The sequence below is a fragment of the Fibrella forsythiae genome (assembly GCF_017353175.1).
GTDB lineage: Bacteria > Bacteroidota > Bacteroidia > Cytophagales > Spirosomataceae > Fibrella > Fibrella forsythiae.
In genome coordinates, this window is sequence record NZ_JAFMYW010000007.1 from 140,244 (window position 1) to 158,592 (window position 18,349).

At 50.9% G+C, this 18,349-nt stretch carries 27 protein-coding genes; all 27 read left to right on the forward strand.

Annotated elements, in window-relative coordinates; genetic code table 11:
* Positions 1-56 precede the first annotated feature (56 nt).
* The 27 genes from J2I46_RS21590 (at position 57) to J2I46_RS21720 (ending at position 18,348) form a co-directional block, all read left to right on the forward strand.
* Complete coding sequence (locus tag J2I46_RS21590) at positions 57-617, forward strand: PKD domain-containing protein (RefSeq protein WP_207331148.1); 561 nt, start codon at positions 57-59, stop codon at positions 615-617.
* A gap of 501 nt (positions 618-1,118) precedes the next feature.
* Positions 1,119-1,391, forward strand: a complete 273-nt coding sequence (locus tag J2I46_RS21595; RefSeq protein WP_207331149.1) for a hypothetical protein — start codon at positions 1,119-1,121, stop codon at positions 1,389-1,391.
* Positions 1,392-1,427: 36 nt separating this feature from the next.
* On the forward strand, positions 1,428-1,946 hold the full coding sequence (locus tag J2I46_RS21600; RefSeq protein WP_207331150.1) for a hypothetical protein: 519 nt from the start codon (positions 1,428-1,430) through the stop codon (positions 1,944-1,946).
* 44 nt (positions 1,947-1,990) lie between these two features.
* Positions 1,991-2,338, forward strand: a complete 348-nt coding sequence (locus tag J2I46_RS21605) for a hypothetical protein (protein WP_207331151.1) — start codon at positions 1,991-1,993, stop codon at positions 2,336-2,338.
* Positions 2,331-2,687 carry a hypothetical protein gene (locus J2I46_RS21610; RefSeq protein WP_207331152.1) on the forward strand — a complete coding sequence of 119 codons (357 nt, stop codon included), beginning with the start codon at positions 2,331-2,333 and terminating at the stop codon, positions 2,685-2,687. The genes J2I46_RS21605 and J2I46_RS21610 overlap by 8 nt, the downstream gene beginning before the upstream one ends.
* Positions 2,688-2,699: 12 nt before the next feature.
* Positions 2,700-3,050, forward strand: coding sequence for a hypothetical protein (locus J2I46_RS21615; RefSeq protein WP_207331153.1), 351 nt, complete (start codon positions 2,700-2,702; stop codon positions 3,048-3,050).
* Between the two features lie 9 nt (positions 3,051-3,059).
* Complete coding sequence (locus J2I46_RS21620; protein WP_207331154.1) at positions 3,060-3,785, forward strand: hypothetical protein; 726 nt, start codon at positions 3,060-3,062, stop codon at positions 3,783-3,785.
* Positions 3,775-4,335, forward strand: a complete 561-nt coding sequence (locus J2I46_RS21625) for a hypothetical protein (protein WP_207331155.1) — start codon at positions 3,775-3,777, stop codon at positions 4,333-4,335. Before J2I46_RS21620 ends, J2I46_RS21625 begins: the two co-directional genes overlap by 11 nt.
* A 1-nt stretch (position 4,336) precedes the next feature.
* Complete coding sequence (locus tag J2I46_RS21630; protein ID WP_207331156.1) at positions 4,337-5,074, forward strand: SH3 domain-containing protein; 738 nt, start codon at positions 4,337-4,339, stop codon at positions 5,072-5,074.
* 2 nt (positions 5,075-5,076) lie between these two features.
* Positions 5,077-5,535: a hypothetical protein gene (locus J2I46_RS21635; RefSeq protein ID WP_207331157.1), complete on the forward strand. Its 459-nt coding sequence runs from the start codon at positions 5,077-5,079 to the stop codon at positions 5,533-5,535.
* Between the two features lie 2 nt (positions 5,536-5,537).
* On the forward strand, positions 5,538-5,732 hold the full coding sequence (locus J2I46_RS21640) for a hypothetical protein (RefSeq protein ID WP_207331158.1): 195 nt from the start codon (positions 5,538-5,540) through the stop codon (positions 5,730-5,732).
* Positions 5,733-5,981: 249 nt separating this feature from the next.
* A complete protein-coding gene (locus tag J2I46_RS21645) occupies positions 5,982-6,689 on the forward strand; it encodes an N-acetylmuramidase family protein (RefSeq protein WP_207331159.1) in 708 nt (235 codons plus the stop codon).
* A gap of 13 nt (positions 6,690-6,702) precedes the next feature.
* Entirely contained in the window at positions 6,703-6,840 is a 138-nt protein-coding gene (locus tag J2I46_RS21650) for a hypothetical protein (protein WP_207331160.1), read from the forward strand.
* Positions 6,837-7,433, forward strand: a complete 597-nt coding sequence (locus tag J2I46_RS21655; protein ID WP_207331161.1) for a hypothetical protein — start codon at positions 6,837-6,839, stop codon at positions 7,431-7,433. The genes J2I46_RS21650 and J2I46_RS21655 overlap by 4 nt, the downstream gene beginning before the upstream one ends.
* The gene (locus J2I46_RS21660) at positions 7,337-7,996 is read left to right on the forward strand and encodes a hypothetical protein (RefSeq protein ID WP_207331162.1); all 660 of its coding nucleotides are present in this window, start codon (positions 7,337-7,339) and stop codon (positions 7,994-7,996) included. The genes J2I46_RS21655 and J2I46_RS21660 overlap by 97 nt, the downstream gene beginning before the upstream one ends.
* Positions 7,993-8,334, forward strand: coding sequence for a hypothetical protein (locus J2I46_RS21665; protein ID WP_207331163.1), 342 nt, complete (start codon positions 7,993-7,995; stop codon positions 8,332-8,334). The genes J2I46_RS21660 and J2I46_RS21665 overlap by 4 nt, the downstream gene beginning before the upstream one ends.
* A gap of 63 nt (positions 8,335-8,397) precedes the next feature.
* The gene (locus J2I46_RS21670; protein WP_207331164.1) at positions 8,398-8,766 is read left to right on the forward strand and encodes a hypothetical protein; all 369 of its coding nucleotides are present in this window, start codon (positions 8,398-8,400) and stop codon (positions 8,764-8,766) included.
* A gap of 114 nt (positions 8,767-8,880) precedes the next feature.
* Positions 8,881-9,039 carry a hypothetical protein gene (locus J2I46_RS21675; RefSeq protein ID WP_207331165.1) on the forward strand — a complete coding sequence of 53 codons (159 nt, stop codon included), beginning with the start codon at positions 8,881-8,883 and terminating at the stop codon, positions 9,037-9,039.
* Positions 9,040-9,043: 4 nt separating this feature from the next.
* The gene (locus J2I46_RS21680) at positions 9,044-9,700 is read left to right on the forward strand and encodes a hypothetical protein (protein WP_207331166.1); all 657 of its coding nucleotides are present in this window, start codon (positions 9,044-9,046) and stop codon (positions 9,698-9,700) included.
* 35 nt (positions 9,701-9,735) lie between these two features.
* On the forward strand, positions 9,736-11,142 hold the full coding sequence (locus tag J2I46_RS21685; protein WP_207331167.1) for an LPD29 domain-containing protein: 1,407 nt from the start codon (positions 9,736-9,738) through the stop codon (positions 11,140-11,142).
* Positions 11,143-11,167: 25 nt separating this feature from the next.
* Positions 11,168-12,067: a hypothetical protein gene (locus J2I46_RS21690; protein ID WP_207331168.1), complete on the forward strand. Its 900-nt coding sequence runs from the start codon at positions 11,168-11,170 to the stop codon at positions 12,065-12,067.
* Positions 12,068-12,111: 44 nt separating this feature from the next.
* Complete coding sequence (locus J2I46_RS21695; RefSeq protein WP_207331169.1) at positions 12,112-13,224, forward strand: hypothetical protein; 1,113 nt, start codon at positions 12,112-12,114, stop codon at positions 13,222-13,224.
* Between the two features lie 6 nt (positions 13,225-13,230).
* Positions 13,231-14,514 carry a hypothetical protein gene (locus J2I46_RS21700; RefSeq protein ID WP_207331170.1) on the forward strand — a complete coding sequence of 428 codons (1,284 nt, stop codon included), beginning with the start codon at positions 13,231-13,233 and terminating at the stop codon, positions 14,512-14,514.
* 3 nt (positions 14,515-14,517) lie between these two features.
* Positions 14,518-14,775, forward strand: a complete 258-nt coding sequence (locus J2I46_RS21705; protein ID WP_207331171.1) for a hypothetical protein — start codon at positions 14,518-14,520, stop codon at positions 14,773-14,775.
* Positions 14,776-14,812: 37 nt separating this feature from the next.
* Complete coding sequence (locus J2I46_RS21710) at positions 14,813-17,113, forward strand: SGNH/GDSL hydrolase family protein (protein ID WP_207331172.1); 2,301 nt, start codon at positions 14,813-14,815, stop codon at positions 17,111-17,113.
* 34 nt (positions 17,114-17,147) lie between these two features.
* Complete coding sequence (locus J2I46_RS21715; protein ID WP_207331173.1) at positions 17,148-17,918, forward strand: hypothetical protein; 771 nt, start codon at positions 17,148-17,150, stop codon at positions 17,916-17,918.
* Between the two features lie 67 nt (positions 17,919-17,985).
* Complete coding sequence (locus J2I46_RS21720; RefSeq protein ID WP_207331174.1) at positions 17,986-18,348, forward strand: hypothetical protein; 363 nt, start codon at positions 17,986-17,988, stop codon at positions 18,346-18,348.
* Position 18,349: the final 1 nt, after the last annotated feature.

Here is an 18,349-nt window from a genome sequence, read left to right on the forward strand (position 1 = left end):
ACCGCGCATAATTCCCATATAAACCCATTCAACCAGCTTATTTGCGGGCATTTCGTATGAAAAAAAACTTACTCTTATTGATGTTGGCCACTGGCTTGGCTAGCTGCATTAAACAAGAAATCGTCCCTACGCCAACTGCCTCGGTAAGCGTAGATGGTGGCGATTATGGCCAGTTTCAGTTTTCAGTATCAGGAACCAACATCGAAACTTACAATTGGGACTTTGGCGACGGCGCTAAAGCGACCACCGCAAACCCGGTGCATACATTCGCCAACAACGGTTTGCACCTGGTTACGCTTACCGCCTATGGCCGTGGTGGTAACACGGTGGTTACACGTTCATTAAACGTGCGAGACGTACGCGGTAATGCAACATTTTGGGTAAAGACAGGAAGCTCCCAAATTGAGGTGACAATCGATAACACCTATCAGGCAACCATTACCAGCGTGTACTCTGGAGCGCCTAGCTGTGGATCTACCGGTACAGCTAGTTTTCCATTCTTAACGGAAGGCACGCACAGCTTTACGGCCCGACAGAAAACAGCCAATCCGCTCAGTTGGAAAGGTGATGTACTGGTCACGGGCGGTAGTTGTCAAACCATGCAGCTCAGCTATTGAACGAATTACCAGTTTCTTTCAATGACTAATGCCCGGCGCTCAGCTGGGCATTTTTTATTTAGGGTTATCAACCCACCTGCAAACCTTGTCAACTACCTCCTAAAAGATTGGTAGGTGATTTTGCAAACTAGGCTAAAAAGCCTTTTAAAGTACTTGTTAGCCGTTTTAACCCACGCTAACCAGGTCAAATTCCCTTCACACCGGCGAGCCTTGACAACCCCATTTGAAAAGGTTGGCAACCGGGTCTGCAAACAATTGAAAACATTGGCACGTGCTTGCTAAAACCCAATAAGCGGCAGTAAGGCGCAGTAAGCAACAATAGCAACTGCCTAAGCGGCAATAACGCCCAACAAGGTCATAGGGCTACCGGGGAACCTATCACTTTAGCAGTCGAATAGGCTGGGAACCTTTCGTTCGGGTGCTAACGGGAAGTGTTTTTTACTTCCCGTGGCAACCGGGCAAATGCCACCAGCCAGCTTAACAGAAAGCCTCCCCAGCCAAATGGAATTTCCCCAAACCAACCGACCAGACAACTGGCCAATTTACCGCATCAACTGGCTCCAAGTCGGTATCATCCTCATTGCTGCCACTGTAGGCTGCTTATTGGCGCTGCTCGTGTTCCGCCTGACCTTGATGCGCCAGGTAAGCACCGTAAAAACGGTCGACAAACCTACTTCTCGCCGCCGCCCACGCCGGAAACCTGATCCTGAACCAGAGGACGATGACGACGACGAGGAGGACGATGATGACGACTCGACCAGCAACGGAGAGTAATAAACCAGTCTTTCACAATCAATAAATAAGCAGTTCATGAAAATTCTCTTAGCATTCGCGCTGGCTTCTGCCGCAACCACTGACCAATCAGTTATTCTGATTGGTGCTCCGGTAAAACGGTCGCTCGATCAGAAAGACCGGGTACTGACCGACACAAAATTCAAGGCCGAAACAGGGACTGAAGAAATTAACGTAACCAATCCCACCGGGTTTACGAATCCCCTGACCATTGCGGAATTGCAGTCTTTTTTATCAACAATCGGCGGTTCGGTCATTGCCGCTAAGGTTTCCTCAGACAGCTTAGGGCAGGCTACGGCCAGCTTTGTCGAGAAGACATACATGCCTTTCGAGCCGGTAACTGTACAAAATAACTTACCAGCCGCCCAGACACTTGGCACTGGAGACGACGCCGGTAAGGTGATTTACACCTTCGCCAAACCATTCCAGACTGCTTCTAACCGGGCGTTGCTCATGACGCTCAAGGCTGGCAAAACGGTTTGCGTTCAACTCGAAATTGAAATGAACGTGGTTCCTCGCCCCGTGTCTCTGTCTTAAGATTTCTTTCTTTCCGCTATTAGACCAATACTTCCTGTACTGCCATGGAACTAGATCAACTCATTACGGCATCGGGCATCAGTCCCACCGCCCTTTCGTCAGACGTGAAGGGGGCCATGCAGCGCGTATTGGAGACGGCTGGCTACAAGGTCGTGCAGGAAGTATTGGCCCTTTTGAACGTTAAAGCCGCTCAAGCCGGTGGTACCTCACCTACTACCACAACGCTCGATGACAAGGCCGTTCAGGATGCTTTAGCGGAGATCGCCGCGCGGGATGCCGAGAAGGCAAAACGTCGGCGTGGCTTGTACTATTTATTAGGTGGTATTGGCCTGATAGCCACCGTGCTAACAGTGCTGATTATTCGCCATCGTAAACGACACCCGCATGGCTGATTCGACAAACAAGCTAACCGGTACCGAAAAAGCGGGCCTGTGGAGCAACATTCTGGGCACTACCAGCAGCTTGATTGGGCTGGGTACACAATCACTGGCTAATGACGCCACCCGGATCAAAGCAGATGCAGCCCTGGCGTTGCAAAAGCTGACCAACGATTCGACGCTGAGTACGCAGGAATACACGCTGGCCATCACCAAGATTCAGACCGAGCGGGACGCCAAGCTAGCTGAGATCAAGATCGCTCAGCGGAAGCAAATGTATATCGGCGTTGGTGCCCTAGTGGTAGTGGCAGCCGTAGTCATTGTTTCAATCGTCTTGATCGTCAAGGCTATACGACGAAAGTAAGCGTTACCCAACATGGAGATCATATTAGGCATACTATCACTGGTCTCTGGGGTCTACAGCTTCTTCTCGCAAGCAGATGAAAATCAACGAGCAAAAGAGGTGGCTGACGCCACTATTGCTCAGAAGGAGGCCGATTTAGCCATTCAGCGGGCCAATGCTGACTACGGTGTAGTATCAGCTGAGCTTCAGAATAAAGCCTTGGCCACTGCTGCCAGAAAAACAGCCGCAGAAGCCGCCTTGAAGCAGGCTACGCTCATCAAATCCAGTTTGATGCTACTAGCCCTGATAGGCATTTTCGGAGCGGTCATAATGCTGCTAAGCAACAGAGAAAAACTGGCCGGGCGTGGCCCGACTCGCAGATAATCCACACTTATGGCCACAATCATAAAATCAGGGGAAAAGCTATACGCCAAACGCGATGGTATCAACGTCTATCAGTACCCCAGACCTGACGCGGCCAGGTGGATGTTCCGCCCGCAGCGAGACGAACCGGATGGTCCAGTCAGGGAGTACAAAATGTACGACGAGATCGGCATTTTCCACGAGGAAGTAGATGGAGTCGACGGGAAGTACCTAAAGGTTGAAGCCTGGACTAACGCGGAAGGCTTTTTTGGCGACAATTATACAGTTGCCTATTTCGTCTACCTCAAACCTAGCGAAGACAACGCGCTGACTCAGGACCAGGTTAAAAACCAGCAGGAGGAAGCGCGTAACCAGGAGACGATCAGTCTCTTGAAATCCCAGATATATCCTGAATGGACGGCCCTAGGGATTACCCTGCCAATCGACGCCTTCTACGTAACCAACCTAGACGGGAAAGCAGTACTGATGCTTAAATGGGCCAATGGCTACAGCATCGAGTACGATAAGTTCAAGGTGCTTAATGTAGACAGCAAGAAGCTAGGGGCCAACGCAAAAGTACCCGTTGCCAGCCTTGAGGATGAAGACAAGGATGATTCAGGAACAGGTAGTGGTGATGCCGACACTAAAGGCAGTACCAAGAGCTACAACATTTACGCCCTACTCGCTGGCTTAGGCCTGTTTGCGCTAGTCGGCACCTACATTTTCATTTTTAAATCTCGCAGACATGAGCATTAAACGCGGCGATCTGGTCACCTCCCAGGGGGCCAACGTCAAATTATTTACCCAGGCGGACGCGACTAGTGCCGTGTTCAAAACGATTGCGACCAGTGGCACGCTCATTGGTACGTCGCTGGGCGAAACGATTACCCTGCGCGGCGTAGTGTACCTGGCCATTGTGCTAGTCGATGCATCAAGTCCGGTGGGATTTCGTAAGATCTGGGTTGACGAAGAATTCGTCGTTGGCTCTACCAACCCGGATTATGACTACACCAAAGATGCTGAGTCTACGACCAACACGCCTTCAGGTGGTAGCACGGGTAGCACCACGACACCCACAACAAACACCACGCAGCAGCCTGGTACAGTTCCGATAAAACTGGACGACGGCAAGGTGGTGTACGTCAAGATCACACTGGACAATACCGGTATTGATCTTATCTCGGAACAGGTTGATGATAAGTCAACTACCGATAAAATGAAGAAGTGGATTACCTACGGCTTCATCGGCGTACTGGCGCTAGTTGTGGTTACGACAATCGTTTTGCTGACCCGTAAATCGAAGTGATATGAAGGTCGGTGATCTTATCAAAACCCGGTACGCTACCAACGGCGGTTTCTTCGCCTATAGCGGCCCTGCCACCTTCGAGAAAAAGGTAGCGACCTATCCGGCAAACGGTCTGTTGCTGGGCAGTGTGTCTTCACTGGAGACAACAGGCAGTGTCTTCGGCATAGGTGGTACTAAGTGGGTTGGTATCAAACTAGATCAGCCCGTCACCTACGGCGGGGTAGTCTACTCAAACGTATTTATCAAAGAAACGGGCGTTTACGTCCCCACAACGACTATGGCTCAATACTATGTCAATGCGAAAGTCAACAAGGTTAATTATCGCGCTGCTCCTTCTACCGTTACTGGTAAAATCCTTGGCCAGCTGTCGGGTGGCGAGTTGGCCGGCAGTGGCGACGGTACCAAGTCAAACGGTTTCTACCGGATCACCCGCCCCAACGGGGCCGTGGTCTGGATATCTGCCAACTATATTACCGCTCGCGCTGCAAGCACTACAGGTAGTACTACCCCTAGTACTACCACCCCGGCCGGAGGTACTACCACCACTACCCCCAGCGGTAGTACCGACACCACCAGCGAGAAGAACACGCTCCCGCAAACCATCGAGATCAAGCTCGAAAACCTTGTCGGGGAAAAAGCGGCTCCTGCCGTTAAATGGGGCTTCGTCGCGCTCGGCGTCGGACTCATTATCCTGGTCGTCTACCGATTCGCTAAAGCCAAAGGCCGTAAGAGAAAGTAGACATGAACTGGAAAGATAAATTCCGGGAGGCTCTGGCCTCCAAGCCGCTCCAGTACATGATTCTGGCCTTTGTTGTAGTAGGCTTACTACTGTGGGCGGGTATTTACATCGGCAAAGCGAAGGTGACTGGTAAGCAGGCTTCCTACCCTAAAGGGGATACGATTCCTGATCAGTGGGTAAAGTTGCAAGCTCCCATCATCCTTAAAAACTTGGGCGATACCCTACTAGGCGTGTCGATACTCACGGCCAACAAGGCGCAGGCCCTGAAACCGCTGCTCACTATTTCGGATGTGCAGCTGACCTACATCTACAACGAGTACAATAACCTGTACCATCCCGGCACCATTACCGAAACGCTGTACAAAGACATCGAAGACGATTATTTCGGAACCGATTTTTTTGAGGAAGGCCAGGTACGTACCAAGACGCTTCAGCGGATGCTGGGCTTAAATCTGAAATAATTATGGCGTTTGTAGACGATTTAGAACGGGTAACGAAAGCGATCGATACCATCTCAAAAGAGGGCGTGCCCGTGAAAGTGGAGCATAGCATCGAGACAAATACTATGTGGCTGTTTATGGGCGGGCTGGCCGTCGTAGCAGTAGTGTTCGTCGTGCTACTAGGCGTCAAAGACCTGGTGATTAAACGGCGAACCTGATGGAGCGCTGGCCACTCAAACTAGTATTCATTGGGGGGCTGATTCTAGTCAGCCTCCTACTATTCCTTGTCGTTGCAGTGGGCGGTTTCTCTTACCAGCAACGACTTGTCACACAAGCCGATGGAACCCAGAAATGGGTACGCATCCCCAAATCATTATGAGCTCTCAGCGCAAAACAATTCGCCGGTTAACGGCCTATGCAGCTTACCGCCTTCGGCAAGCTAATAAGTAACCCCTTTTCAAACGGTCATGCCCGCAAAACTCACCAATAACGATCTGATTGCTGCCGCTTCCCGCCTAGGCTGTGAGGTCGCTGCCATTCGGGCCGTGGACGAGGTGGAAAGCAACGGCAATGGCTTTGATTCGGCCGGTCGGCCGACTATCCGGTTTGAAACGGCCTGGTTTAGAACCTACACGGGTGTTACCGTTTCTGGCTCATCGCGGGATTCCTTTAACAAGGCGTTCGCCATCAATCCCACGGCCGCCATGACGAGTACCAGCTGGGGCCGGTATCAGGTAATGGGCTTCAACTACAAGTTAGTTGGCTATTCGAGTGTGAATGAGTTTGTCGACGCCATGCGCGAAAGCGAGCAAAAGCACCTGGCCGCCTTTCTGACATTCGTAGAAAAGAAATCGCTAGTCACCGCTATTCGCACCCGCAGCTGGGCAGCCTTCGCCTACAAATATAACGGGGCCAATTATGCCGAGGGCAAGTATCATATTAAGCTGGCCACGGCTTACGCCAAATATTCGAAGGAGGTCATTCTTCCGGAGGCGCTTAACGATCCGGTAGTCATTAAAAAAAAAGTCCTCAGCACTGAGCTGATCATTGGCATAATCCTGCTACTGGTGTTCGGAGCTGGCTATTACCTGTATTTCTCAGGCCGTTCCACGGACGTACTGCGCTACATACGCCTGCGTACTTCTGGCCTGTTTCGTCGCCAGCAACTGGCTTAATTTTTTGTCAATCATGCAAAAAGGACGCATCATCACTGCATTTGGGCTGCTTATGCCCTACATCATTGTCATCAGCGTAATCCTGAGTATCTGGGCGAGCGCGGTATCAATTAAATCGTATTACGCAGCCAAAAAAGCGAAAGCGGTATGAGCAAGCCCACTGATCAGCTAATACAGATGGCGGTGTTGGAATCTCTAAAAACCAACATCGACACCGCGTCAGGCATATTTGGCATCGATGCGGGAGAGCTGGATGAATACCGGCAAAAGTATCTGCTCGATCAGCTGGAGCATTACTACCCGACTTCGCCAGCAACCGAGACAGTTCAACTCTCTTGGTGGGAACGCTTCGAGCAGGGGTACGCCTACGAGGTGATTAAGAAGCTACTGTTTACCGGCGGCTTGGTGCTGTTGTTCTGGGTACTCCCCTACATTTTACGCGCCTTTTTCGACCCCTTGACCAACACGGTCATCTGGGCGGGTTTTACCGCGCTCTATATGCTGGCTTTTGGGTCGCTGGGTGTCGAACTGGTGTTTTACGCGATGCACCGGGTCAATTTCGACTTCTTTAACCCCTTTGTGAATAGGGGCGGGCAAAACGACTATGAAACACTCATTAAGTCTTCTGACCTAACTGCATATCAGAAATGCGTCCTCAATCAGCAAAAGTATTTGGCGTATTTGGCTTTATTCTCATTACTAGTTTACTCACTGCTCAACCAGTTTCAAGGTCAATCAGGATAGGAAATCGAATCGTCATTGAAGCAAGCCGTGACGTAGGCTACCAAGAAAAGACCTGGCGAAATGATCACCCAATATTTGATTATTACCGTGCCCTGGCTAAAAATAAAGGGGTATACAGCAGCCGGGGATGGCAAGATGCGTACTGCGGCTTCGCGGTTTACGCCTGGCACCGGCAGAGCGGCGTAAGTCCTAATCTTTCTCCAGGCCGGGCAATCAACTGGTCAGTTCACCCGAGCAAAATCCTGCTCGGACCCTTTGCCAAGACCGCTGACATTGCCAAGATTCAACCCGGCTGGGTTATCGGGTTCAAATTTGAAAGTAATCACGTCGGTATCGTCGAGCAGGTTTATCCGCTCTACTGCCAAACCATCGAGGCCAATACCAGTACCAGTAACTCAATCGGTCACTACAAGACCAAAAATGACGGGGTCATTCGAAAGATCAGACCTCACCGCGTTGCCCGCTGGGCCACCGACTGGCGAAACAGTCCTACCTCCGATACACTACCTGTTCAAGCCCTTCGGCGCAAATACGCCGCTAAACTTACCGCTTCAAGCAAATGAACAATACGTATACGCCTAGCACTCCTGTCAGCTGCAGTAAGCCCGCTAAACGCAAAATCGAAGCGGTGACAGTCTGCGTAAACTACGCTGATTTCTTGGTACAGATCCTGCCTCATATCCGGGGCTTATTTGATCGCCTGGTAGTGGTCACTACGCCAGCTGATCGCTATACCCAACAGGTATGTGAATACTACCGGGTGGAATGCATTCAAACCGATGCCTTCTACGATGATGGGGCTGTCTTTAATAAGGCGAAAGGTATTAACGCAGGCCTGGCCCGGCTGGAGATGGACGGCTGGGTAGTTCACCTGGATTCAGATATCTACCTGCCGCCCTAGACTCGGGACATTCTCAACCGGGTACACCTGGACGAGCGAAGTATCTACGGCATTGATCGGCTCATGTGCCATTCGTACGAGGCCTGGATTAATTACCTGGTCAAACCCCGATTGATGCACGAGCAGTATTACTTGGTGCAGCCCTGGGCATTCCCCATTGGCTCACGGGTGGCTCACTACAATCAGGACGGTTATTTCCCGATCGGCTTTTTCCAGCTGTGGAATCCCCGGCAGTCAGGTATCACCCGCTATCCGGAATGCCACGTTGGCGCCGATCACACTGACGTCGTATTTGCCAAGTCATTTCCCGAGGGGCACCGGCGACTGCTGCCTGAGTTCTACGGCATTCATCTGGACAGCGAACGGGGTGATATGGGCGTGAACTGGAATGGTCGCAAAACAGCGCCGTTCTGCCTACCTGCTTCACGATGAAAAGGTCATTACCTAAGCCAGCTTGCCAGCGGCCGCCAGCAGGTTGGTACTGCACCCGGACACCTGGCCACGATGGGCCCTGCGCGGCGAAACCAATTCCAAAACCTCGTACGCATGAAAAATAAAATCACCCTTCTACTGATTTTGCTAGGCCTGTTACTGGCCAGCTTTCTGGCCTGGGACGCTATCAACCGACGTCCCCTGCGTGTCGAGCAAAAACGTCAGTTTATCGTCCAGAAACAAGATCTCGAAGACGAAGAAGATAACGCATAAGGCTATGATCGTCAACGTACCTACTACCGGAAAGCCAGCTAAGACGGGCTACACCTCCGTTCTGATCGCTGCACAGGCAACGGCCTTAATGAGCCAGTACGGCCCATTTGTTGATCAGTCGTGCCGCCTCAACAACGTACCTGAGTTTCTGTTGAAATCAATCGTGTTGATCGAAAATTTTGATCTGAAGGCAGATTCGGTGAACCGGGCCAGTGGTCGGCCGCAGTACAAAGAGGCGACCGGCCTCGGCCAACACATGATGTATTCAGCAACGGATATCATCAGCCGGGCCGCCAAAAAGAAGTTGCTCAACGATGAGAAACGCGCTGTCTTGAAAAAGCAGTTGGGCACCCGGCTTGACTACATCGAAAAGAACATCGGCACCAAAACCTACGTGGTGACCCAAGATGATCTGAAAGACCCGGAATTCAACCTCATGCTTACGGGTATGTACCTGAGTCAGTTGCTTGGGGAAGAACTTGAAAAGGGACGGTGGCGAGTGGATAAAGTGGCCCTGCGCTACAATCAGGGCTACTATTTTAAAATGCCTGCCAACACCGCTACGACTGATCTGCTACTGGCTGGCATAAGCGGCGAGGCCTACGCCTATGTTCGGAAAATTTGCGGAAAAGACGGTTTTCTCGAACAGCTGACGGCTTAACTCATAACGTACCCATTGTTTAGGCTTTCCCTAGAATGACAACGAACCAAGATAATTACGCTCAGCGATACGCACGTGTTGCGCATTTGGCCTCAGCTGAGATGAAGTCGTTTCACACGTATCTAAAGGCGGAAACGGACGATTTTACGGCCTGGAGTAATTTGGATGAATTAGACTTGGATGAGGTTAGATACGATCACTTCAAGCAGATTGATCGATTGAGTGATCAGGTTGTTGTCGATAAAGGGTATAGTGGTCATAAGTTTGAAGGCGAGGATTACCGCTCAACGGCTGACCTGTCCATTACTGAGGTAGCCAAACTAATCCGGAAAGAGCTGGCCATCGAGTTTCCCGGTTGCAAATTCTCAGTGTACCAGCATAATGGGTCAATGACCAGCAGCATTAACGTGAAAATTCTTCACGTTGATTTTGACCCGATCTCAACCCAACTGCGGCAGGCCCTTAACAACGGGGAATCGTACGCTGAATTTACGCGCCGTAGCCGTGGATATGGGTCATATATTGATACAGAATATAGCCCGAAATACCTGGCTTTTCACAAAAAAGCCTCGTCAATTCAGCAGCGCTACAACTTCGATGATTCCAACGCGCAGGTCGACTATTTCCACGTTCGCTATTACGGCCACGTAGACCACCTGAAGATTCCAGAATACCTGCTTAATGAAGCTGATCCGAACCGGCTGGCTAACCAGGCCGAACTCGAACGGCAGAACCGACTCAAAGAGGAAGCTGAGCGGGAGAAGCGAAAGGCGGCCAAACTGGCCACGTATGGCGATCATAAAAAAGGGAATTGGGCCTACTACATTCCTAAGGTCGACAGCAAGTACGGCTACTTTAAGCAAGGAGATCTGCTACCCTGCCAAATACTGACAGTCCCTAATGGCCGTGCCCGCTACGGGAGCAAATTCACTGTTCGCGTTTACCTGGCTGCTTCAACGCCCATCATGGTACGCAACAAACGCGAAGGGCGGTACGAAGTGGCATTTGGGTATAACATCGTGGAGTATACAGTGCTGGAGGTGTATGATCCAAAGCAGCTTCAAGGGTTGCCCAAAGCGCCGACGCCGGCTAAATCTTTGCCAGGCAAATCAGCAGCTAAAAAAGGAAAACCAGCTGCGGCTACTGAACCAGGTCAAGTAAGTATCAATCATAACACGGCTAAAAATGGCATTGAGATCAAGTTTTCAGCCGTGCCCAGTGAAGCTACACGTGCCTGGCTAAAAGCTAATGAGTACCGGTGGTCCAAATTCTCGGGAATCTGGTACCGTAAATTTTCTGAACAGGATTTCAGCTTGGCCAAGCAACAGTTTTCAACCAGTACTGCAGGCGACACGACTCCCCCACCGCCCGCGGCTGATTCAGACCTAGCAATGCGCGCCAAGGTGCTATTACTCATTCAACGGCAGCGCTTACGCCTTTAGCCTGACTATCCTTTCCTCTACAATCGTGAAAAAAGAAGCTGCTTACCAACCTACCGGGGTTGTCCTCTTCAATCAGTTACCGCCATCTGCGCTAGATATTCCAAAAATCAGGCGGGTGGACTATAAGCCAGAACCAGGTGATCCGGGTTTAAAGTCGCTGTTAAAGCCGTTTCTGTCGAAAGACGGCTTGCGTCCGGCTATGATGAATGTGTTTTTTGGAGCCACTGATATTGTGGCCACAGATGGGCATCGTATTGCTCTGCTTCCTCATAAAACGGCCAAACCCACTGTTTATAGCACGGATGGTAAGGTGATCGACGAGCGTTACCCGGACTATCCAACGGCGTTCCCGGTGGTATCCCCGACAACGCACAAAGAATACCGTGCAGATCTGCAAGCCCTTCGCTCCTATACCTCTGCGGCTATACTATTTACCGACAAACCGTACCACTATTTTGCCTTAGAGAAAGGGCCAAATGACTGGATCGGACTCAACGGGAAATACCTGCTGGATACACTCACCTTTTTCGAGAAGCTCGGCGCGACGTCTCTTTATATCAATATCAGTGAGCGCAACCGGATTGTCCTATTTAGTCAGAAGCCCTACAGGGGCATAGGAAATCAACCGGTGATAGGCCTGATGCCTAATGCAATCAACATCGATGGCATGGGTCGACTGCTCCCGTTTCAACCTAAAACGATCTTTTACCCCACTGATCTGAAAAAACTGGAGCTAAGGGCTTACTGGTCGCTTCCCCGTAATCTGGTCGTTGGCCATAATCCCCAGATTACGCATACCTACAACAGCACTAGTGGCCAGTGGACGCGGCACGCAGACGCATCGGTACAAGATGATCCATCTCTAGCCATACGAGCCAAAGCCCTATTGTTAATCCAGCGTCAACGCCTGCGCCTGGCAGCCTGATCACCCTGTATCAAAATCATAACCTGTTTTAACGAACAATACTCATGAAAGTGACTCGTGCCAATTATTTCGATTTCGTTTCGAAGAATGGTATTCCTGACGATAAAGACCTGCGCGAAGGGGATGAGCTAATTCGCGCTATGACCAATGGCGGTAGCAGCTGGGCCCGCGTCGATGCCGACCCCAGTTTTAAAGAGTTGGTGGAGAATCACATCAAGTTATTCAACAAGGTCGCACCTGGTAAGCGTAGCAAGCCTGTGAACTTGAAGCAGTCACGCAAAAACGCGATGATGGTTGGTAAAAAGGCAGATCGGAAGCCCTCTACAATGCGCCATGCACGTAACGCCAAACCAACGGACGAAACGCCGGCTAAATCCGCCTCAGCGGAAAAACCTAAACGGACTAGATCGAACCAGGCTTCACTAGCGTTTGGCCGAGCTAAAACCAATCAGGGAGCCAATGCCAAAAAAGCTGGCCAGGCTCGACAACTAAAACGGGCCGTGACCAAGCCTGCTGCACCCGTGGCCAGCGGTACAACTTCCACGAAGGAAGTGGTTAAACAGGGTAAAAAAATTCAGGCTACTCGTGGCGCTGGCGGAAAAGCGGATGCCAAAACGACCAACAAACGCCGGTTGGCCCCTACCGAGAAGAATTTAAAGCAGTGGGCTAAAAATCCGGGTGACACTGATCTGATAGGCGTTGACGCGGCCGGCCGAAAAGATGCTACGGTGGGCGTTAAACGGGCTAAAAAAAGCGAGTCACCTACACGCAGCACGTCGACCAGATCAACCCGGGCGAAAGGCAATAAATCGGCATCGAAACCACTCTCAACAACCAGGTCGACGGCAGCTGCACCGGCCGCAGCTGAAAAGCCGAAACGGGTAGGGATGTTTGCCCGGATTTTCGGTCGTAAGACAACGGCTAGACCCGTTAGCGATAAGCCAATCACGGTGAAAAATAAATCGGCGCTGACTGGCAAAAACTTCATCAAAGAGGTTGACGCCCTGGCCAAAGAGATTCATGAGAAGTCGGCAACAGGCACCTACCGCCGGGTGCCACAGTATACGATCAGTCGCGCGGAGGCAAAAGAACGGGCGTTTACTACGCTGGGTAAAGTGCGTCAGGGAAAAGTAACGAATGTGAAAATTAAAAAATAAGTCAGTATGCTCCAGCTAACCAGCCCCCTACCCAATCAGGTTTACCAGCGCAATGCGCAGGGTCGAGCCTACGTGTCTATCAAAGGAACCTGTCCAACAGACGTAGTAAGCCTGGAGGTGATCTGTACACCTGGTATAGCGGGCCGACTCCAAACGGCTACTATACCAGTAATCAACGGGGCTTTCACTGCGGTTACGATTCTCGAACAAGGCGATTACACCATGGTCGTTTCGCCGGTCAAGGCCTCGGGAAAAGATACGGCGGCCGCCATTACTCAGAAGGTTGGCATTGGTGAGGTGTTTGTCGTCTGGGGACATTCAGTGGCTCAGGGCGATGACCGGTTTCATCTGGGCGGAGCCACAGATCCACGCGTGTTTACCGTTGGCATTGACATGACCGCAAACGGTGCTAATGCGCATTACAATACCACGGGTGATGCGGCCGATCTGCCGAGTGCCATTGTACCCTACGCGTCCGACGTAGTACCCGGCCCCTACGGGTCTAGTACACACTTCTGGGCGAAATTTGCCGAGAAAATCACCTTGAAATACAACGTACCTACGATGCTGTTAAACGCAGCATTTGGTGGAACGAATCTGGAGCAGTGGTACAAGTCGATTACAAAGACGCCGTTTGAACACGGGTTTGTCGATTATCGGTTAGGTTTTCCCTATATCAACCTCAAAAACGCTTTTACGAAATACACAAGCGTAAGTGGATTCCGGGCGATGCTGGTCGACCATGGGGCTAATGACTGGCAGAATACGGATTATGAGGCCATTTTTGGCTATTTCAAAGGCATCATCGAGCAGGCCCGAATCGATAGCAAATCGCCAAAAGCAGCTGTCGTCGTTAACCGGGCAACTCCCTTTGGTAAAACAGGCATACGTGGCGTCCAGCAACGGGTAATTTCAGACGTAGCCTACTGTTTTGCTGGCCCGGATTACGACGCGCAAATTCTTGAAGAAGCGGACTTTATCGACAGTGGCCACATTCACTTGTCAGTACAAGGGCAAGCCAAAGCAGCGCAGGCCTGGGCGGACGCGATTCCACCAACCGTACTTGCGAAAATGGTGCCCTACCAGGCTAAAGCGGTCGAGTTGATCACTGCGCCGGTGGAAACCCAAAAGACGGATGACACGCCGTTGACCATTAGCCGTTTCAGCAAGTTCAAGCTAGCCGCCATTAGCATTGATCGAAACTTGTTGCTAGGCGCCGTACTGGCGGCCGTACTGATTCTGGGTTCATTCCTACTTGGTCGCTGGTCGATCCGTCACCGTAACGCCTAAGCCATGAAGCAACGTACCTACGTCCTGATCGGGCTAGTCCTGCTAGTATTAGCAGGGCTGGCCTGGTGGGTCTTCTCAAAAAAAACGCTGCCCAATACAATCAGTAAAACGATTGAGCCTGATCTGCAAAAGTTGAGCAGCAACACCTATAGCAAAGCTGAAATCAATCAGCTGATCAATGTCGCTCCAGTAAGTGACACGGATTTGCCAACGTCGACCGATTTCTTTGATAGCTACCTAGACGCCAGAGGGGTCATTTAGCAATCCCTTCACTACTCACCTCAAACCACCCAACCGGATGGACTTAATAACGAGCATCATCAATGCGCTCAAAAAACTGGGTATCGATACCGCTCTCAAACAAATTGGGGTCGATATAAAAGGGTTAAACGTAAAAATTGGCAGTAAGGCAGATCTGGTCGACGGAAAAATACCGGCCACTCAATTGCCTAGCTACGTCGATGACGTTTCCGAGTTCGCTAACCTGGCTGCGTTTCCTGCGACGGGCGAAAGTGGCAAAATTTACATTGCCATTAATAACCCGGCCGACCCTAAAACCACCGTACAATACCGCTGGTCAGGTTCACTCTACGTACCTATAACGTCTTCGCCCGGTAGTTCGGACGCTGTTCCGGAAGGGACAACTAACAAGTACTTTACCACTCAACGGGCTTCGGCCGCCGCGCCCGTTCAGAGTGTGGCAGGTAAGTCAGGTGATGTTACGCTGGTTAAAAGTGATGTTGGCTTATCCAACGTCGATAATACAAGTGACGCTAATAAGCCGGTTTCAGCCGCCGTAGCTGCGGCCTTGGCTAATAAACAGGCGAGTTTACCCGCTGGTACGGATGGGCAATTCCTGGCAGCTGATAAAACGTTTAAGCCCATAACAGCGGCAACTGTCGGGTTACCAAACGTACCTAACGTCGATGCTACCAATCCAGCCAGCGTCGTTCAAAGCAGCAACTTCCGATTCACCACGGATACTGAAAAGGCGATCTGGAATGCAGTAGCTATTCCTGAGGTCTATAAAGGGGGCTGGAATGTGGCCACCAATACACCTGATGCAGCGGCTACCTTAACGGCCAGTGGCGATACGTTTGATATTCTCGTCGGTGGCACCTCGAGCATTACCGGAACTAGTGAAACCTACGTGGTTGGAGATCGACTGAAGAAAACGCCCACGGGCTTTATTCGGCTTCCACTGGCCACCCGCGTACCTGACCAGTCGCTCTCCGAGAACAAGTTAACACCAGCGCTGGCGGCTAAACTGCCATCGACTGATTATAACGGTGGTTATCCCTACGCTGTTATCGATCAGAACGGAAAGGTATCGTTTTATGTAGATTTAGCCGGCCGACTGTCGACGCCCCAGATCGGGGACGTGTCAGCAGCTGTCCAAGCCGTACAATCCGCAACACCGGTAGTTTGGCCGGATGAGTCTGGGTACGTGTGGGGTGTTACTGACTCGGCCGGCAAAATTGCTATAGGCCTGGATAAAGGGGGAAACCTGATCCTAAAAGGGCAGGCTTTATCGACGCTGATTAATGCATTAGTCAGTAGCGGATTAGCGACAAGTAACGCGGCCATTCAAGCCTCAATCGATCAACTTAACAGCTATAACTTAAGCTGGCCTGATCAATCGGGGTACGTATGGGGAGTCATGGACGCAGCGGGTAAGATTGCGTTTGGCCTTGACCGCGCAGGAAATCTTATCTACAAAGGTGTTTCAATAGCAGCCCTGTTAAATGGCGATGTGCAGACTCAGGTAAACGCATTGTCACCTTTCATCACGCCCAATAAGAACATCCAATGTATTGGCGACAGCTTGACCGCTGCTAATTATCCAACCATCCTGAGTGGCTTGTTTACCGATGGTAGGAGCGTCACCAATGGAGGGGTAGGCGGTGATACCAGCACGCAAATTGCCTTCCGGCACGGGTCTATTTCAGTGGCCGCGCAGGTGACAGGCTTGCAGCTTCCGGCCTCTGGCAGTGTCGCACTAACACCTGCTAACCTGAATATTTTGCAAAATGGCCGTAGTGTTACGGCGACCATTGCCAACATTTCAGGTACGTTCGCCCGGGACAGTTCTGGGAATTACACCTTCACCCGGACAACGGCCGGTGATGTTGTCATTCTGGACAAAACTGTAATGGTAAACCCAGTAACATCAACCTGGGACACTAACATTGCCGTAATCTGGATGGGCCGTAACAACTACACCGATACAGCAACGGTACTCGCTGATATTGCCGCCACAGTGGCCACGCTCAAAAGCGTCAGGAAGCGCTTCATTGTAATGAGTGTTTTAAATGGCAATTACGGCTCGACCGGTACGGGTGAATACATGGGAGGTAATACCTACAACACAATGATGAGCCTGAATGCGACTCTTCGCGCCACGTACCCGCGAAACTTTATCGACATTCGGGAATTAATTGTTCGCAATTATAACCCAGCTATTGCGCAGGACTTGACCGATCATGATAACGACATTACACCCTCTTCCCTTCGGGTCGACAACGTTCATCTAACCGTAGCTGGCTATCAACTCGTAGCCCAAGCCGTATACAATTTTATCACCCAACGAGGCTGGTAGACCAGCCATCTAATCACGTAAATCCCTTACAACTATGGGCTTAATTGTTAAACTTTCAGGCACAACCTTCACAGATCCTACGCTCCCTAAGTTATACCGGGATAGCATTTTGAACGCTGGGTCAATGTTGTTGTTCGACTTCAAAACGCTGGCCACCTATGCGGGCGGTGTAGCACCCGCAGCGGGCATGCTGGCCAATGGATTTGCAATGAATAACCTGGTCGACGCAGCACCGGCAGCAACGGTTAACGGAGCAACGGTAGCCTACAACGCAGCAGGAGCCATTGAGTTTAACGGCTCAGGTAACTTAACCTTTGGCGATAATTATAACCTGGCCAGCTCGAACGCTGATTTCCTCAATATTATGTGGATAAAAATGACTGCCGCCAGCGCTGCTTATGCTCAGTTATTCGGGCGTAGTACGACCACGACAGCCGGTAATACGCAATATCGGCTTGACATGGGGGCTGATGGCTTAACTCCGCGTGGTAGCGCTGGTGGTGCAAATAACATTGGAACAGTTACTATTCCTCCTACAAGTGCACAAGCCCTAAACACCGTCTTTCAAGTGGCTTATTCACGGGTAGGGACGGCTATTAATGCCTATTGGAACGGAATAAAAATCCGTGACTATACCGCGTTCAATGAAACTGGATTAGCCAACCCTGCCACCACCCCAAACATGGGCGGTGGCGTTAAAGGGCTCGTTTACCGGGCTTATATGGAAAATCTGACCGTTTCGGGGAAAAACCCACTGGCTCAGGTGCAGGCCGATTATGCAGCCAACTCAGCACGGTTTGTTTAACCAGTCAAACGTAGCCCATTGATTGGGCTACGTTCAATTCATTGAGCAACTTTAACCACTTATACTCATGCGTAAATGGCTCTTTTTTGCCTGTTTTGTTGCCCTGGTAGCCGGTTTGAGCTGGTGGTTACTTCGTCGCAAAGAAACTACGGTGGTCAATCAACCAGCGGGGCCTACCGGAACAGGTACGCCGGTCGAGTACAACCCGCCTACAGGAACAGTTGGCAATGATTCGCAAGAGATCATTAATCCGGATGCCCTACCTGATCAGATTGGTACCGACTCCACATCAGGACAAACAGGCGTTACTCCAGCACCAATCGGGTTTGTGCCAGGTACGTACTCATCGAGTGTTAGTGGTACTGATTTTTTGGGCTCCAGCTTTGTGACTGCCCCATTCCAGTATAACGCTACTTACAATTTTATCTGAC

Excerpts from the sequence above, each read along its gene's own strand:
- J2I46_RS21605 (WP_207331151.1), top strand. The coding sequence starts at position 1,991 with ATGGAACTAGATCAACTCATTACGGCATCGGGCATCAGTCCCACCGCC.
- J2I46_RS21720 (WP_207331174.1), top strand. The coding sequence starts at position 17,986 with ATGCGTAAATGGCTCTTTTTTGCCTGTTTTGTTGCCCTGGTAGCCGGT.
- J2I46_RS21665 (WP_207331163.1), top strand. The coding sequence starts at position 7,993 with ATGAACAATACGTATACGCCTAGCACTCCTGTCAGCTGCAGTAAGCCC.
- J2I46_RS21590 (WP_207331148.1), top strand. The coding sequence starts at position 57 with ATGAAAAAAAACTTACTCTTATTGATGTTGGCCACTGGCTTGGCTAGC.
- J2I46_RS21660 (WP_207331162.1), top strand. The coding sequence starts at position 7,337 with ATGCGTCCTCAATCAGCAAAAGTATTTGGCGTATTTGGCTTTATTCTC.
- J2I46_RS21610 (WP_207331152.1), top strand. The coding sequence starts at position 2,331 with ATGGCTGATTCGACAAACAAGCTAACCGGTACCGAAAAAGCGGGCCTG.
- J2I46_RS21710 (WP_207331172.1), top strand. The coding sequence starts at position 14,813 with ATGGACTTAATAACGAGCATCATCAATGCGCTCAAAAAACTGGGTATC.
- J2I46_RS21645 (WP_207331159.1), top strand. The coding sequence starts at position 5,982 with ATGCCCGCAAAACTCACCAATAACGATCTGATTGCTGCCGCTTCCCGC.
- J2I46_RS21625 (WP_207331155.1), top strand. The coding sequence starts at position 3,775 with ATGAGCATTAAACGCGGCGATCTGGTCACCTCCCAGGGGGCCAACGTC.
- J2I46_RS21615 (WP_207331153.1), top strand. The coding sequence starts at position 2,700 with ATGGAGATCATATTAGGCATACTATCACTGGTCTCTGGGGTCTACAGC.
- J2I46_RS21715 (WP_207331173.1), top strand. The coding sequence starts at position 17,148 with ATGGGCTTAATTGTTAAACTTTCAGGCACAACCTTCACAGATCCTACG.
- J2I46_RS21650 (WP_207331160.1), top strand. The coding sequence starts at position 6,703 with ATGCAAAAAGGACGCATCATCACTGCATTTGGGCTGCTTATGCCCTAC.
- J2I46_RS21695 (WP_207331169.1), top strand. The coding sequence starts at position 12,112 with ATGAAAGTGACTCGTGCCAATTATTTCGATTTCGTTTCGAAGAATGGT.
- J2I46_RS21675 (WP_207331165.1), top strand. The coding sequence starts at position 8,881 with ATGAAAAATAAAATCACCCTTCTACTGATTTTGCTAGGCCTGTTACTG.
- J2I46_RS21640 (WP_207331158.1), top strand. The coding sequence starts at position 5,538 with ATGGCGTTTGTAGACGATTTAGAACGGGTAACGAAAGCGATCGATACC.
- J2I46_RS21680 (WP_207331166.1), top strand. The coding sequence starts at position 9,044 with ATGATCGTCAACGTACCTACTACCGGAAAGCCAGCTAAGACGGGCTAC.
- J2I46_RS21670 (WP_207331164.1), top strand. The coding sequence starts at position 8,398 with ATGTGCCATTCGTACGAGGCCTGGATTAATTACCTGGTCAAACCCCGA.
- J2I46_RS21620 (WP_207331154.1), top strand. The coding sequence starts at position 3,060 with ATGGCCACAATCATAAAATCAGGGGAAAAGCTATACGCCAAACGCGAT.
- J2I46_RS21700 (WP_207331170.1), top strand. The coding sequence starts at position 13,231 with ATGCTCCAGCTAACCAGCCCCCTACCCAATCAGGTTTACCAGCGCAAT.
- J2I46_RS21630 (WP_207331156.1), top strand. The coding sequence starts at position 4,337 with ATGAAGGTCGGTGATCTTATCAAAACCCGGTACGCTACCAACGGCGGT.
- J2I46_RS21705 (WP_207331171.1), top strand. The coding sequence starts at position 14,518 with ATGAAGCAACGTACCTACGTCCTGATCGGGCTAGTCCTGCTAGTATTA.
- J2I46_RS21600 (WP_207331150.1), top strand. The coding sequence starts at position 1,428 with ATGAAAATTCTCTTAGCATTCGCGCTGGCTTCTGCCGCAACCACTGAC.
- J2I46_RS21685 (WP_207331167.1), top strand. The coding sequence starts at position 9,736 with ATGACAACGAACCAAGATAATTACGCTCAGCGATACGCACGTGTTGCG.
- J2I46_RS21635 (WP_207331157.1), top strand. The coding sequence starts at position 5,077 with ATGAACTGGAAAGATAAATTCCGGGAGGCTCTGGCCTCCAAGCCGCTC.
- J2I46_RS21655 (WP_207331161.1), top strand. The coding sequence starts at position 6,837 with ATGAGCAAGCCCACTGATCAGCTAATACAGATGGCGGTGTTGGAATCT.
- J2I46_RS21595 (WP_207331149.1), top strand. The coding sequence starts at position 1,119 with ATGGAATTTCCCCAAACCAACCGACCAGACAACTGGCCAATTTACCGC.